This window comes from Achromobacter insuavis (assembly GCF_902859645.1).
In the GTDB taxonomy this organism is placed as follows: domain Bacteria; phylum Pseudomonadota; class Gammaproteobacteria; order Burkholderiales; family Burkholderiaceae_B; genus Achromobacter; species Achromobacter insuavis.
In genome coordinates, this window is record NZ_CADIJR010000070.1 from 1 (window position 1) to 14360 (window position 14360).

The following is a 14360-nucleotide window of genomic DNA, read 5'->3' on the forward strand; positions in this document are numbered from 1 at the left end:
CGCAGCGCCAGGGCCGGCGCATCGTCGCGCAAGGCCACCCGGCCCAGCGCGGCCAGCGGGTCGCCGGCAGCCAGCGCGCGGGCCGCGGCCTGGATCAGTCCGTCCATGAGGATGCCGTCATCACCGCCGCTCCGGTTCGTGGATATCGCCAATCTACCACCGGCGCGGCGGCAGGGGACTTCGTCCGCGATTGGGGCTAGCGGCTCGCCGCGGGCGCGACGGCGCCGGTTTCTCGGACCCGTTCCTATCGTCTGCCGGCAGGGCGTTGGCTAAGTTGGGCGGGCAATCACGCATTGCGAAACACCCGCCACCCCGCGCCAGGCCCCAGGCACCTCCGGCCGACGCGTTCGTCCTGTCTTCGGTCTGTTCCCGCTCATGTATGTCCTGAAAGTCTTTCACTGGAAAACCACGCCCGGGAAACTCCGGTTCCATCAATTGATCCCTATCTACGGCGCCGCCCCTTCATCGCAAGGCAAGGGCAAGCAGCATGCGTCGGCCGCGGATCCGCATGTGCATCCGGCGGATGCCACGCCCAAGTAGAATCCGAGCAGTCCTTTCCAGAAAGCATCCAAGATGAGCGAGCACTTTTCCGCCGACGAAATCCAGGCCCTCCGACAGCACGGCATCGCCCTGTTCGCCGACCGCGTCCTCATCGCGGTCCAGCCGCCGATGAGCGAGACTCGCATCGCCGAGATCGAAGCGATCTGCGCCGGCCCCTTGCCCGACGCGCTGCGCGACTTGTGGCGCCTGACCGCCGGCGGTGAACTGGCTTACGACCTGCATGCACAGATGGACGGCAACGAAGAGGCCCTCAGCTGGTCCGAGTTGTTCTATGACGGCAGCGACCAATACCGCGACCTGGCGGGCTGGATCGAACACGAGCAGGAATGCGCCGAAGAGGCCGCCGAGGAAAGCGGCGAGGCCTGGGACGGCAAGCTGCGCTATCTGCCGATCGGCGGCTTTGAATACTGCGATCGCATCTATGTGCAGGTGGGGCCGGGCGGCCACGCTGGCGGCATCGTCGCCTGGAAGCAGGGCCTGCCGGGCTGGACCCATACATTGCAGCAGGACGGCATCGCGACGATCGCGGCCGATCTGCGCGGCGCGTTTGCCGAGCTGTGCCTGGAGGAAGACCCCGAGGACCCCGACAGCACGGGCGTGCGCGTGCTGGAGTATCTGGACGAGCGCGTGGCGGATCATGGCATGCCGCAGGCGTTGGCGGACAAGCTGACGGCGTTCTACCGGCGCGCGTTGGTGGATTGGCGCGGGCCGTTGGCGGCCGGGACGCTGGGGCAGTCGCCGCGGTTGGCCAATCTGGCCCTGCGGCATGCGCTGGCCAACGATGATGGCGCCCTGGTCGCGCAATTGGCCACGCAGGGCATGGACTTCGGCCAGCCGTTGCGTGGCAGCGCCACGGCGCTGGATGTGGCGTTGATGCAGCACGCCTACGCGGCGGCGCAGGCGTTGCTGCGGGCCGGTGCGCCGGTCAGCGCGGACGCGTTGCACCGGTTCGATCGTCAGCCGCCCGCCGAATTGGTGGCGCAGTTGCTGGCGCGCGGCGCGCGGGCCGACGGCCTCGGCGTGGCGCGTTGCGTGGCTTGTGGCGCGCCGGATGTCGCGCGCCAGGTCGTCGCCGTCGCAGGCGAAGGCATCGCGGCCGCGTATGCCGAGGCGCGCGACGCCATGCTGACGCGCTACGAGGAAGACCTGCGCCGCGTGCGCGCGGGCAAGCTGGGCCACTACCTGGGTGCGGACGGCTTGGCCGAGCGGGTCGCGAACCTGCGCGCGTTCGTGCTTTGAGTCCGTCGCGCGTCGTGGTTCCCTAGCGCACGCCGTCCCGCCAGGTTGCGTCGGACGAACCCAACGCGCTCGCCGGATAATCCCACGACTCCGGCGTGCCCTCGATCCGCATCGGCGGCCTGACGCGCCGGGCCGGGCCCCACGAGGTTTCCTCGATCGCCGCGGACCAGTCGGCTGCCGTTTCCGCGGCCAATGCCGGCCCGCCTTCCAGCATTCCGCGATGCGCCACCAGCAGCTTGGCGGTGCGGGCCAATGAGGCGCGGGCGCTGCCGCCCGCGCCCGTGGCCAGCCGCTCGGTCAGGCCGCGCAGGGCGGCCGTGGCCATCAGGTAGCCGGTGGCGTGGTCGATGGCCTGGCAGGGCAGCGGCACCGGCCGGTCGGCGCCCTTGGCGCGCATGCCGGCATCGGCGATGCCGGTGCTCATCTGCACCAGGCTGTCGAATCCGCGGCGTCCCTGCCACGGACCGCTCCAGCCATACGCGTCGAGCGACACGTCGATCAGCGCCGGGTTGAGCTGGCGGCGGCGTTCGGCGTCCAGGCCCAGGCGGGCCAGGGCGTCGGCGCGATAGCCGTGGATCATCACGTCGGCCTGGCTCAGCAGGCGTTCGAGCGTGGCCAGATCCGCAGCGGATTTCAGGTCCAGGCGCGCGCAGCGCTTGCCCAGCACGACTTCGGGCACGGTGCCGGGCTCCTCCCAGCCGGGCGGGTCGATGCGCAGCACGTCGGCGCCATAGCCGGCGAGGAAGCGGGTGGCGACGGGTCCGGCCAGGATGCGGGTCAGGTCCAGCACGCGCAGGCCTTGCAGCGGGCGTTGACGCGTCGGGCGCCAGTCCGGACGGGCGCTGGCGGGCGCGGCGGCGCGATGCAGCAGCGGTTCGGCGCCGACGCTGCGGCCTTGCGGGTGCCGGGCCCAGGCGTCCAGGTCGCGCATGGCGGCGGCGCAGCCGTTGCGTTCGACCACGGCCGCTTCCAGTTCGTCGGCGCGCCAGCGCGAGACGGCCTGGGCGACCGCGTCGCGGTCGGCCGCCACGCCCAGGACCGCGAGGGCGGCGTCGCGATGGTGCGGCGCGTTGGTGTGCAGGCGGATCCAGCCGTCGCTGGCGCGGTAGTCGCCGGCCACGGCATCCCACAGTGGCGGGGCGTCCCGGCCGATGGGACGCAGCGTGGTGCCGAACCAGATCGAGGCCAGGCGCCGGTCGACGCTGATGGCGCCGGGGGCGCCTGGGGCGCCCGACCCGGCGGCGGCGAATTCGGCCAGGGCCAGGCCGGCCGCGCCGATGGCGGCGGTGGCGAACTCGGTGACGGCGAAGGCCGAGGGCAGCGCCCCATGGCCGGTGACGCCGACCCGGGACAGATGGGCGGGATCGCCGCCGGCCGCCAGCCAGAATTGCCGCAGATAGTCGGCGGTGGCGGGGCAGGGGGCGGCGGGGTGGTCGGGGGCGGACATGGCGGACTTCCTTGAAGGCGGGCAATGTCGTCAGGATTATTCTTATGGAATTAATTGTCAATATTGATTAAGTTAATCAATATTTTCGATATCCGCGCTTGCGCTTCTACTCATGCCGAACTACCTGACTTCCGCCGCTGCGGCCGCCCGCCTGGGGGTGTCGCGCCAGACCCTGTACGCCTACGTGAGCCGCGGGCTGCTGCATGCCGAAGCCGGCGCCACGCCGCGTGAAAGCCGTTATCTGGCCGAGGATGTCGAGCGCCTGGCGGCGCAGCGCACGCGCGGCCGCAAGCCGAAGGAGGTGGCCAAGGCGACGCTGAACTGGGGGCTGCCGGTGCTGGAGTCCGCCATCACGCTGATCGAGGACGGGCAGCTGTTCTATCGCGGGCAGAACGCGGTGGCGCTGGCCGGGGCGCGCTCGGTGGAGGCGGTGGCGGCGCACCTGTGGCAATGCGACGAGGCGATGGCGTTCGGCGCTGCCGCGCCGGCGCTGCCGCCGGACATGGCGGCCTTGTTCGCGCGGTATCGCGGCCAGCGCGCCGAGGCCGCGCTGTTGCCCTTGTTCACGGCGGCCAGCGACGATGACGCGACCGCGTTGTGGCAGCGCTCGACGCAGCGCCAGGCGCAGGGGTGCGGCGCCCTGGTGCGCACGCTGGCGGCCTGCCTGTTGCAGGCCGCGCCGGACGATGCGCCGATCCACGCGCAATGCGCCCGCGCCTGGGGCGTGGACGCGGCCGGCGCGGACCTGATCCGGATGGCGTTGGTGCTGTGCGCCGACCATGAATTGAACGCCTCCAGTTTCACCGCGCGCTGCATCGCGTCCACCGGCGCCAGCCTGCGCGCGGGAATCGTCGGCGGCCTGGCGGCGCTGACGGGCGGGCGCCACGGCGGCACCACGGCGCGTGGCGAGGCGATGTGGGACGAGCTCGAGCGCGGCGATGCCGACGCGGATGGCGGCCGGCGGCTGGCGCGCGGCCTGCGCGAGCGGCTGGCGCGGGGGGAAGACCTGCCGGGTTTCGGCCATCACCTCTATCCCGCCGGCGACCCGCGCGCCAGCGCCTTGCTGGCGAGGATATTGCCGCGGCGTCCCGACTGGCAGGCGCTGGTCGAACAGGCCTTCGATCTGGTCGGGCAGCGGCCGTCGGTGGATTTCGCGCTGGTGGCGGTGCGCCGCCATCTTGGCCTGCCACCGGGAGCGGCGTTCGGGCTGTTCGCGCTGGGGCGCTCCATCGGCTGGCTGGCGCACGGGCTGGAGCAGCGCGGCAGCCAGGACCTGATCCGGCCGCGCGCGGCTTATACCGGCGTGCATCCCGACGCGGCTTGACCGAGGCCGCCGGCGCTGACGAGGCGTGCTGTCGTGTCAGCGTCGCCGGACGCAACCCGGCCCGGCGCGCGCCGCGGGCGTCAGGCCTGGGACAGGGTGACCTGGCCGAACGTCATCCAGACGTGGGCGGTTTCCGAGGCCTGGGCGCGGTAGGAGCCGCTGGCCTCGCCCAGCCGCATGGCGACGGCGGTGAATTCCCAGGCCTGGGCGTCGTCGCAGGGCACCTTGCGGTGGGTGTACGCCTCCAGGCCATGGGCTTGGCCGAAGGCCAGCGCCAGCTGGGCGTGTTCGGCCAGCTCGGCCGGCACCGACGGGTGGTCCCAGCCCCACAGAAAGCTGCCGTCCTCGCTGTTGGACGTGCCGACGATCTGCACCGGCGCGTGGGCGGTGATGCCGCCGGGCAGCTGGAACACGATCAGGCCGCTGTCCATGTCCACGGACCATTGCTCGGCCTCGTCCAGGTGCCAGGTGGCGCAGTGCGCCGAGGTGGCGGCCCGCATGCCTTCCAGGCTCTGGGCGATGTAGGCGGAAACGTCGAAGGGCTGGGTGGTGTCGGACATGCGGGGCTTCGCGGGTGATGGAAAGTCGATAGCGTACCCGCAAAGCTCGCCCCTGGCGCCGTCAGCCGGCGCCCGGCGACGCGAAGCGTTGCGCCAGCTGGTCGCAATGCCGCGCCAGCAGGGCGGCATCCACGCCGACCGCCGTGAACAGGCTGCCCGCCGCCATGTAGCGGCGCGCCAGGGTTTCGTCCACCGTGAGCACGCCGGGCGCCTTGCCGGCCTGGCGGATGCGGGCGATGGCGGCTTCGACGACGGCGACCACGCGCGGGTGGCCGGGCTCGCCCGGATAGCCCAGGCTGGCGGCCAGGTCGGCCGGACCGATGAAGATGCCGTCGACGCCGTCGACCGCGGCCATGGCCTCCAGCTGCTCCAGCGCTTCGCCGGTCTCGGCCTGGATCAGCAGGCACAGCTCGCTTTCGCAATGCCGCATGTAGTCGGCGACGCGGCCGTAGCGGGTGGCGCGCACCGTGCCGCCGACGCCGCGCACGCCGCGCGGCGCGTAGCGCGTGCCGGCCACGGCCTGGCGCGCCTCGTCGGCGTTCTGCACATAGGGCAGCAGCAGGGTCTGCGCGCCGATGTCCAGGTAGCGCTTGATCTGCAGGTTGTCGTTCCAGGTCGGCCGTACCACCGCGTGAGTGGGATAGGGGGCCACCGCCTGCAGTTGCGCCATGACGGTGGGCAGCAGCGCGGGCGAGTGCTCGGTGTCCAGCAGCAGCCAGTCGAAGCCGGAGCCGGCCACCAGCTCGGCGCTGTTGGGGTTGGCCAGCGTGACCCACAGGCCGGTCTGGTGGCGCTGTTCGCGCAGCGCGCGCTTGAAGGGATTGGCGGGAAGTTGCATCGTCGGCCTCGTCAGGAAAAGTGCACCGAGATGCTGCCCAGCGGGCCGTAGTCGGCATGGATGGTGTCGCCCTTGGCCACCGCCACGGTGCGGGTGAGCGAGCCGGCCAGCACGATATGGCCGGCTTCCAGTCCGGTGTCGTGCGCCGCCAGCTTGTTGGCCAGCCAGACGATGCCCATGGCCGGATGGCCGAGCACCGCGGCCGACACGCCCGACTCCTCGATCACGCCGTTCTTGAGCAGGAGCGCCGCGACCCAGCGCAGGTCGACGTCCAGCGGCTTGACCGGACGGCCGCCCAGGATGATGCCGGCGCAGGCGGCGTTGTCGGCGATGTTGTCGACGATGCGGCGCGGATACTTGCTGCGGCCGTCGATCAGTTCCAGCGCCGGCACCACGTAGTCGGTGGCGTCGAGCACGTCGAACAGCGTCACGTCAGGGCCGCGCAGCGGCTTGCCGAGCACGAAGGCCAGTTCGACCTCGACGCGCGGCACGATCAGTTTTTCGGTGGCGATGGTGTCGCCGTCCTGGAAGAACATGGTGTCGAGCAGGTGGCCGTAGTCGGGCTCGTTGATGCCGACGGTGCTTTGCATGGCCTTGGAGGTCAGGCCGATCTTGTGGCCGCGCAGGCGCGCGCCGGCGGCCAGCTTGCGGGCGATGATGTGCTGCTGGATGGCGTAGGCGTCGGCGATCTCGATGCCGGGAAAGGCCTGGTCCAGCTGCGTGGTCGGCACGCCGGTGCGTTCGGCCTCGATCAGCAGCGCGGCGGCCTGTTGGCGTTGTGCGTCGTTCAACATGGGGTGTCCTCAGGGGCGCGCGGCCGTTTCGTCGGCCACGGGGTTGGAGAGCGTGCCGATACCGGAGACTTCGACTTCGACCACGTCGCCCGGCTTGAGAAAGCGCGGCGGATCGAAGCGCACGCCGGCGCCGATGGGCGTGCCGGTGGAGATGACGTCGCCTGGCTTGAGCGTGGTCCAGATCGAGATGTAGCGGATCAGTTCGGCGAACGGGAACATCAGGTTGGCGGTGCTGTCGTGCTGGCGCACCTCGCCGTTGACGCGGGTGGTGACCGTCAGCGGCGCCTGCGGATCGAAGGCCTCGGCGCTGACCAGCCACGGCCCCATGGAGCCGCTGGCATCCCAGTTCTTGCCCTGCGTCACGTTGAACTTGCCGTGGCGCAGCCAGTCGCGCACCGTGCCTTCGTTCAGGCAGGTCAGGCCGGCGATGTGCGACCAGGCGTCCTCGGCGGCGATGCGGCGGCCGGCCTTGCCGATGACGATGGCGATTTCGCCTTCGTAGTCGAGCTGCTCGGATTCGGGCGGGCGCAGCAGCGGCTGGCCATGGCCGACGAACGATTCGGGAAAGCGCGGGAACACGCTGGGGTATTGCGGCGGCGCGCTGCCGTCCTTGTATTCCTCGTTGCGGTGGCCGTAGTTGACGCCCACGCAGATGATCTTGCCGGGGTTGGCGATGGGTGGCAGCAGGGTCAGCGCGGACAGCGGCAGCGTGGCGTCCAGGCGTTCGGCGGCCGCCGCCAGGCGCGGCAGGGCGCCCGCGGCCACCGCCGCCTGCAGGTCGGCGTGGCCTTGCCCGCCCAGGTCGACCACGGCGTCGCCGCGCAGCAGGCCGAAGCCGGGGCGGCCCTGATGTTCAAAAGACAGGAATTTCATGCGTCGAATCCAAAGAGGCGGGCCGGGTTGTCGACCAGGATTTTCTTGAGCGTGGCGTCGTCGCCGGCGTAGCGGACCAGCTGGTCCACCAGGCGGCCTTCGTCGGGCGGCTGCTTGACCGACACGGGGTGCGGCCAGTCGCTGCCCCAGACCACGCGGTCGGGGTTGGCGGCGATCAGCGCCTGCGCCAGCGGCACCACGTCGTCCCAGGGCGGGCCGCTGCGCGACAGCTTTTCCGTCAGCGACAGCATCACCCAGAAGTTGCCGCGCTTGAGCAGTTCCAGCAGCGCGCGGCGGGTGGGGTCGGCGGCGCCCGCGGCGGGGTCGGCGCGGCCCATGTGGTCGATCAGCACCGGGATGTCCAGGCGCTCGAACTGCGCCACCTGGGCCATCATGCCGTCGGGTTCGGGCTGGAACTTGGCGTACCAGCCCAGCTCGCGGATGCGGGCGATGGCGCGCTCGAACACGGCCGGTTCCATGCTGATGCCCAGGCCCTGCCGGGTGAAGCGCGCGCCGCGCACGCCGGCGTCGTGCAGCCGGCCGATGTAGGCGTCGTCGCGCTCGGTCAGCACCAGCGCGTTGGCGCAGCCGCGATAGTTGGGGCCGGCGGCGGCCAGGCCGTCCAGCACCACCTGGTGGTCGGCGCCGTAGGTGGTGGCCTGGACGATGACGCCGCGCGCGATGCCGAGCAGGCGGTGCAGGTCCAGCGCCGTCTCGATGGTGGCGCTGGGCATTTCATAGGCGGCGCCGGGGCGCACCGGATAACGGTCGGCGGGGCCGAACACGTGGAACTGGCTGTCGCAGGCGCCCGGCGGCAGGCGCCGCGCGGGGGCGGTGGGATGCGGATTGAAGGGCAGGTATTGCGGCATGTCGTTCCTTCAGTCCAGCACGGCGACGAAGTCGCATTCGATCAGCTTGTCGCCGTCCAGGTCGGCCTGCATGGTATGGCGCGCGGGCCGGTCGGCGGGATCGGGGAAGGCGCGCAGCCAGACGGCGTTGAGCGCGGCGCGTTGAGTGCGGTCGCGCATCCACACGGTCATCTTGGCGATGTGCGCCAGCGAGCCGCCGCCGGCTTCGACGATGCGGCGCACGTGGTCGAACATCAGTTCGCACTGCCGTTCCAGCGAGTCGCCGTAGGCGCCGGTGGCGGGATCGGTGCCCTGGATGCTGCCCGAATACAGCATGTTGCCGGCGCGGCAGGCGGCGGGGATGGGGTTCTTGTGGCTGAAGCCGTCGGCGTAGATGCTCTGTCGTGTCATGGCGGACCTTAGTTGGCGGTGATGCCCGCGCGCTCGATGATGGGCGTCCAGCGCGCGTCCTCGGCGGCCAGGTAGCGGGTGAAATCGGCGGGCGAGCTGGCCTGGGCGTCGGCGCCCAGTTCCTGAAAACGCTGGATGATCTCGGGCTGGCTCAGGATCTTTGCCAGCGCCTGGCTCAGGCGCGCCAGCACCTCGGGCGGCGTGCCCTTGGGCGCGAGCAAGCCGGTGAAGGTGGCCGCTTCCATGCCCGGCACGCCGGCCTCGGCGAAGGTGGGGATGTCGGGCAGCGACGGCACGCGCTTGGCCGTGGTGACGGCCAGGCCGCGGGTGCGGCCTTCCTTGATGTAGGGCAGCGACACCGAGATCTGGTCGAAGTTGAAGTCCACCTGGCCGCCCAGCAGGTCGGTGGTGGCGGGCGCGTTGCCCTTGTATTGCGCGGTGGTCCAGCGCGCGCCGGTCAGCGATTGCAGCAGTTCGCTCACCAGGTGGTTGGTGGTGCCGGCACCGGGCGAGGCCATGTTGAGCTTGCCGGGTTCCTTCTTGGCCAGCGCCAGCAATTCGCCCAGGTCCCTGGCCGGCAGTCCGGGCCGCACCTGCAGCACCAGCGGCGTGTACGACACCGAGCTGATGGGCTCGAAATCCTTGTCCCACTTGTAGGCCTGGCGCTTGAAGATCAGCGGGCTGAACAGCAGCGGACCGTTGGCGGCCATGAACAGCGTGTAGCCGTCGGGCGCCGAGCGCGCCACCTGTTCGCCGGCGATCATGCCGCCGGCGCCGGGCTTGTTCTCGACGATGAAGGGCTGGCCGAAGGCGGCCTGCAGGCCGGGGCTGATCAGGCGCGCGGCCACGTCGACGTTGCCGCCGGGCGGGTAGGGCACCACGATCTTCACGGGTTTGTCGGGCCAGGCGGCGTGGGCCAGCGTGGTCGCGGCCATCAGCGCCAGGGCGGCGCCAGCCTTTGCAAGCGGGGTCATGGTTGTCTCCAGTGGGTGGGTGTGTTGTTGTTTTGGGAGACTCTAGGAACTTGGCCGCGCGCCGACAACGCCAAAAATCCGAAAAAGTCCGGATGTTGGACTTATCCGCCGAATCGAGGTTTGTCCGGATTCACCAGCTGGCGGAAAACCCGGGAAAATGCGCTGAAAGCCACGGTCGGCGCAGTTTTTCGACGGCCGGGCAGGTTCAATATATGGACGTCCCTTTGATGCGTATCGCCGCCCCGGAACTCAGCCCCGAACAGACCTACAAGCTCATGAGCGGCATCGTGGTGCCGCGCCCCATCGCCTGGATCAGCACGTTGGGGCCGGGCGGCAAGGTCAACCTGGCGCCGTTCAGCTGCTTCACCTTCGTCTCGAACACGCCGCCGATGCTCGGCATCAATATCGGCCGCAAGGCCGGCCAGCGCAAGGACACCGCGCGCAACATCCTGGAGCACGGCCATTTCGTGGTGAACATCGGCAACGCCGGCCTGCTCGACGCCATCCACGCCAGCGCCGAGGAGCACCCGCCCGAGGTCAGCGAGGCCGAGCTGCTGCAGCTGGAGGTGGTGGCGGGCGAACAGATCGCCACGCCGCGGCTGGCGGCCGCGCCGGTCAGCCTGGAGTGCACGCTGCACAGCGTGATCCCGTTCGGCGACACCGGCGCGGAGTTCTTCGTGGGCGAGGTCAAGCTGTTCCACATCCGCGACGGCCTGGCGCGCGACGGCAAGATCGACACCACCTTGCTCGACCCGGTCTGCCGCATCGGCGGCCCGAACTACGCCTTGCTGGGGCCGCTGGTGACCAAGCGGGCGCTGCGCCAGACGCCCAAGTCCGTCATGGACAAGGACGCGGCATGAGCGCGCCGGACGCGGCCCAGGCCGACGAGGCGCTGCCGGGCGCGCAGACCGTGCGCCGCGCCATGGCCATCCTGCGGCTGGTGGCCTGTGGCCAGGAGCGCGGCGTGCGCCTGATCGACCTGGAGCGCATGTCGGGGCTGAACCGGCCAACCGTGCACCGGCTGCTCAAGACCTTGATCCAGGAAGGCGCGGTGGAACAGGACGCCGCCACGCGCCGCTATCTGATCGGCCCGGAGATCAGCCTGCTCGGCCTGGCGCGCACCCGCCGTTTTCCCTTGCTGACGCTGGCCGATCCGTATCTGGCGGAACTGGCCGACCAGGTTGGCGACACGGTGTTCCTGAGCGTGCGGCACGGGCACGATTCGATCTGCATAGGCCGCAAGACCGGCCATCATCCGATCCAGGTGCTGTCGATCGAGGTCGGCGTGCGGCGGCCGCTGGGCCTGGGCGTGTCGGGCGTGGCGCTGCTGTCATGCCTGCCGGACGCCGAAAGCGCCGCCATTGTGCAGGCCAATGCCGCGCGCCTGGCGGTGGCGGGCGAGCGGGCCGATGACATCCTGGCGCGGGTCGCGCAGGCGCGCGCCAGCGGCATCGCGCACGCGCCCGCCGGCCTGATGCCCGGCACCAGCGCGGTGGCGCTGCCGATCCGCACCGAAAGCGGCGAGCCGCTGGGCGCGGTGACGGTGACGGCGATGGCCGAACGCCTGGCCGGGGGCAGATTGGCGCAGGTGGTCGAGCGCATGCGCGACCGGGCCGCGGCGATTGCGCGGCGCCATGCCGAGGTGAGCGAGCGGCGGCGTTGAAGCAAGGCGGGGCCTCGGACGTCCACCGCGTTTGGGCAAGCCCCGGCCGCGGTCAGCCTTGCGGGCGCGCCAGCACGTAGACGCGGGTGTCGCGGCCGTAGTGCGTTTCGATGGCGCGGAAGGCGAAGCCCAGCTTGTCCAGCACGCGCTGCGAGCCCAGGTTGTCAGGCCACGTGACGGCCAGCAGCTCCGCGCTGTCGAGCGCGCGCCAGGCGTAGTCGCAGAGCTGGCGCGCGGCCTGGGTGGCGTAGCCGCGGCCCCAGGCCGATCGTTGCAGGCGGTAGGCCAGTTGCAACGCGCCGGTGTCCTCCAGCCGTGTCAGGCTGATCCAGCCCACCGCCACGCCGTCGGGATCGACCACCGCCCAGTGGCCGATGTCATCCGGCGGCGTCTTCAACCAGTCCAGCAGTTCCTGGCGGCGCGCCTGCGTGGCGGGCTTGACGCCGGTGCTGTGGCGCATGACCTCGGGGTCGGCTTCGAGCGCCAGGATCATGGGCACGTCGTCCGCGCGCAGGCGGCGCAGGGTGACGCTCGGGGTGGCCGGGGCGGTGTGCATCGGGGCGGCGCTCAGTACGTCAGCGGGGCGCCGGTCACGACCTCATACAGGAACCGGTCCAGCCGTTCGGTCTGGCCGTCGGGCCGGTCGAAGAAGGGCGCTTTCTCCAGGGCCGGCAGCGTCGTTTCCAGGTAGGCGTGGATCAAGGGGAAGCGCGGGCCGTGCTCGGCCTCGCCGGCCTGCATCTTGATGGCCAGCAAGGCGTTGATCTCGTCGCGCAGCGCGGGGTCGGTGACCATGGCATCGGCCAGGTCGGCAAAGCGCATCGGGGGGATGCCGCGGCCGCTGTCGATCCATTGCGCGGCCAGCACGGGACGCAGCACGTACAGGTATTTCTTGAGCCGCACGGTGTCGCCCTGCAGCGACTCGCGGAAGTTGCGGCCGGCCATGGCGACATAATGCCAACGGCCCTTGATGTGCGAGAAATACTCGCTGCGGAAGTGCCGCAGCCAGGCGCTGGCGGCGTCGTCCTGGCGGTACAGCACGGGGGAGTCCAGCCATTCGAACAGGGTGGGGTTGGAGCCGCGCAGCAGTTGCAGCGCCTTGCGCAATTCCCAGCCGGACACGTCCAGTTCGTCGTCGATCGGCAGCTCGATCACGTCGCGCTGCGGCGCCACCCGCAGGTACCAGTCCAGCTTGTGCACATACAGGAAGCGCACGTCGTAGTCGCTGTCGGGCGAGGCGAAGCCCCAGCCGCGGCTGCCGGACTCGCAGGCGAGCAGGACGCGCACGTCGTGGCGCTGTTCGATGTGTTCCAGGGTCGCCATGACGCGTTCGCGGATGGCCGGATCGATGGGATGGGCGTGCAGGATCGAGGTCATGCTTTGGATGCTAGCACTTCGCCAGGCGGGTGCGCGAGGCGCGCGAATGCGTGGCGCGTTGTCGTTGCCGGCGCGTTTGCCCGTTATGATTAGCTGCCTTATCATATGCCGCCATATCAACTGCCGGACCCGCCATGCCAACTGCCATTCCCGCCATGCTGGAACCCAAGCACCATGCGCTGCTGGACGAGGCCGCCCGCCGCGGGCTGGCCTCGTCCGACGGCATCCAGCTGTGCTTTCAGGTGCTGGCCCTGGCCGGCGCCATCGACCGCGACTGCGCCGCGCGCCTGGCGCCGCGGCAGTTGTCGGAAGGCAAGTTCGTGCTGCTGTTCCTGCTGCACGGACAGGCGGGTGGGCTGTCGCCGCACGAACTGGCGGCGCGCGCGGGCGTGACCCGCGCCACGGTGACCGGCCTGCTCGACGGACTGGAGCGCGATGGGTTCGCGCTGCGCCAGCCGGGCCAGGACGACCGGCGCCGGATCACGGTGACGCTCACGCCCAAGGGCAGGACGGCGGCGGCGCGGCTGTTCAAGGAACATGCACAGTGGATCGGCGCGCTGTTCGACACCTTGTCGCAGGCCGAGCGGCGCCAGCTCGGCGACCTGCTGGCGAAGGTGTGGCGCGGCACCGACAGCGGACGTGCCGCCCTGGCGGGAGAGACACCGTGACGGCCGCCCGCCGCGGCGTCAAGGACATCGGCGCGGGCCGCCTGGCGCAACTGAACGCGGGCGCGCCGGCCGCGCACCTGACCGAGTGCCTGGCGGTGGACTTTGCCTTGCTGATGCAGGCGCTGGCGCCCGAGGTCGGCGCCGATGGCATCGCCGCGATGCGGGCCGCGGCGGCGCTGGGCATCTCCAAGCGCATGGCGGTGGCGGCGCGCATCCTGCATGAGGGGCTGGGTCCGGCCGGCTTCACGCGGATGGCGGCGCAGGCGTCGGACACCGCGCGGGGCTGGGCCTGTTTCATGATCGGGGCGGCGCCGGACCTGTCGCTGGCGCAGCGCCTGGCGCGCATCCGGCCGCTGGCCGACGATGCGCATTTCGGGGTGCGCGAATGGGCCTGGCTGGCCGTGCGGCCGGCGCTGGCGGCCGACCTGGACGCGGCTATCACGCAGCTGCAAGCGTGGACGACGCTGCCGTCCGAGCGCTTGCGCCGCTTTGCCAGCGAGTCGTTGCGGCCGCGCGGCGTCTGGTGCGCGCACATCGCCGCGCTCAAGGCGGACCCGGGGCGGGCGTTGCCGCTGCTGGAGCCGATGCGCGCCGATGCGGCGGTCTACGTGCAGGATTCGGTGGCGAACTGGTTGAACGACGCCAGCAAGGACCAGCCTGACTGGGTCAGGCGGGTGTGTGCGCGTTGGCTGACGCACAGCCCGGTCGCGGCGACGCAGCGCATCTGCCAGCGAGCGCTGCGCACCATCGGCGCCTAGGGCTGTGCGAGGCGCCTTCCGGGCT

Annotated in this window: 16 protein-coding genes; 6 read left to right on the forward strand and 10 right to left on the reverse strand. The window is 71.0% G+C overall.

The genetic code is table 11. The annotated features are described in order from the left end of the window. Positions 1-573: 573 nt before the first annotated feature. Complete coding sequence (locus H0523_RS25225) at positions 574-1800, forward strand: SMI1/KNR4 family protein (RefSeq protein ID WP_054434097.1); 1227 nt, start codon at positions 574-576, stop codon at positions 1798-1800. 22 nt (positions 1801-1822) lie between these two features. On the opposite strand, the gene H0523_RS25230 is transcribed toward H0523_RS25225, so the two are convergent. Beyond that, positions 1823-3247, reverse strand: coding sequence for a CoA transferase (locus H0523_RS25230; protein ID WP_054434099.1), 1425 nt, complete (start codon positions 3245-3247; stop codon positions 1823-1825). A 112-nt stretch (positions 3248-3359) separates the two neighbouring features. On the opposite strand from H0523_RS25230, the gene H0523_RS25235 reads away from it, so the two are divergent. Beyond that, the gene (locus H0523_RS25235; protein WP_054434101.1) at positions 3360-4571 is read left to right on the forward strand and encodes a citrate synthase family protein; all 1212 of its coding nucleotides are present in this window, start codon (positions 3360-3362) and stop codon (positions 4569-4571) included. 80 nt (positions 4572-4651) lie between these two features. Here the strand turns inward: H0523_RS25235 and H0523_RS25240 are convergent, their stop codons facing one another. The 7 genes from H0523_RS25240 to H0523_RS25270 all read right to left on the reverse strand — a co-directional run bounded on the left by H0523_RS25240 (position 4652) and on the right by H0523_RS25270 (position 9869). Next, positions 4652-5131 carry a DUF6882 domain-containing protein gene (locus H0523_RS25240; RefSeq protein ID WP_054434103.1) on the reverse strand — a complete coding sequence of 160 codons (480 nt, stop codon included), beginning with the start codon at positions 5129-5131 and terminating at the stop codon, positions 4652-4654. A 61-nt stretch (positions 5132-5192) separates the two neighbouring features. Then, complete coding sequence (locus tag H0523_RS25245; RefSeq protein WP_054434104.1) at positions 5193-5969, reverse strand: aldolase/citrate lyase family protein; 777 nt, start codon at positions 5967-5969, stop codon at positions 5193-5195. A gap of 11 nt (positions 5970-5980) precedes the next feature. Continuing rightward, a complete protein-coding gene (gene hpaH / locus H0523_RS25250) occupies positions 5981-6763 on the reverse strand; it encodes a 2-oxo-hept-4-ene-1,7-dioate hydratase (RefSeq protein WP_054434107.1) in 783 nt (260 codons plus the stop codon). A 9-nt stretch (positions 6764-6772) separates the two neighbouring features. Continuing rightward, positions 6773-7636 (reverse strand): fumarylacetoacetate hydrolase family protein, encoded by an 864-nt coding sequence (locus tag H0523_RS25255; protein ID WP_054434109.1) that lies wholly within the window; start codon positions 7634-7636, stop codon positions 6773-6775. Continuing rightward, positions 7633-8505 (reverse strand): amidohydrolase family protein, encoded by an 873-nt coding sequence (locus tag H0523_RS25260; RefSeq protein WP_054434111.1) that lies wholly within the window; start codon positions 8503-8505, stop codon positions 7633-7635. The genes H0523_RS25255 and H0523_RS25260 overlap by 4 nt, the downstream gene beginning before the upstream one ends. A gap of 9 nt (positions 8506-8514) precedes the next feature. Beyond that, positions 8515-8895 (reverse strand): RidA family protein, encoded by a 381-nt coding sequence (locus tag H0523_RS25265; RefSeq protein WP_054434114.1) that lies wholly within the window; start codon positions 8893-8895, stop codon positions 8515-8517. Positions 8896-8903: 8 nt separating this feature from the next. After that, positions 8904-9869, reverse strand: coding sequence for a Bug family tripartite tricarboxylate transporter substrate binding protein (locus tag H0523_RS25270; RefSeq protein ID WP_054434116.1), 966 nt, complete (start codon positions 9867-9869; stop codon positions 8904-8906). Positions 9870-10096: 227 nt separating this feature from the next. Here H0523_RS25270 and H0523_RS25275 point away from each other — a divergent pair, with 227 nt between their 5' ends. Together H0523_RS25275 and H0523_RS25280 are read left to right on the forward strand one after the other, a co-directional pair. Then, the gene (locus H0523_RS25275; protein ID WP_054434183.1) at positions 10097-10729 is read left to right on the forward strand and encodes a flavin reductase family protein; all 633 of its coding nucleotides are present in this window, start codon (positions 10097-10099) and stop codon (positions 10727-10729) included. Beyond that, entirely contained in the window at positions 10726-11532 is an 807-nt protein-coding gene (locus H0523_RS25280; protein ID WP_054434118.1) for an IclR family transcriptional regulator, read from the forward strand. The genes H0523_RS25275 and H0523_RS25280 overlap by 4 nt, the downstream gene beginning before the upstream one ends. A gap of 52 nt (positions 11533-11584) precedes the next feature. Here H0523_RS25280 and H0523_RS25285 read toward each other — a convergent pair whose 3' ends face one another. Together H0523_RS25285 and H0523_RS25290 are read right to left on the reverse strand one after the other, a co-directional pair. Continuing rightward, positions 11585-12088 carry a GNAT family N-acetyltransferase gene (locus H0523_RS25285; RefSeq protein WP_054434120.1) on the reverse strand — a complete coding sequence of 168 codons (504 nt, stop codon included), beginning with the start codon at positions 12086-12088 and terminating at the stop codon, positions 11585-11587. An 11-nt stretch (positions 12089-12099) separates the two neighbouring features. Then, complete coding sequence (locus tag H0523_RS25290; protein WP_054434121.1) at positions 12100-12909, reverse strand: nucleotidyltransferase domain-containing protein; 810 nt, start codon at positions 12907-12909, stop codon at positions 12100-12102. Positions 12910-13043: 134 nt separating this feature from the next. On the opposite strand from H0523_RS25290, the gene H0523_RS25295 reads away from it, so the two are divergent. Together H0523_RS25295 and H0523_RS25300 are read left to right on the forward strand one after the other, a co-directional pair. After that, positions 13044-13577, forward strand: coding sequence for a MarR family winged helix-turn-helix transcriptional regulator (locus tag H0523_RS25295; protein ID WP_054434123.1), 534 nt, complete (start codon positions 13044-13046; stop codon positions 13575-13577). After that, positions 13574-14335, forward strand: coding sequence for a DNA alkylation repair protein (locus H0523_RS25300; protein WP_054434125.1), 762 nt, complete (start codon positions 13574-13576; stop codon positions 14333-14335). The genes H0523_RS25295 and H0523_RS25300 overlap by 4 nt, the downstream gene beginning before the upstream one ends. Positions 14336-14360: the final 25 nt, after the last annotated feature.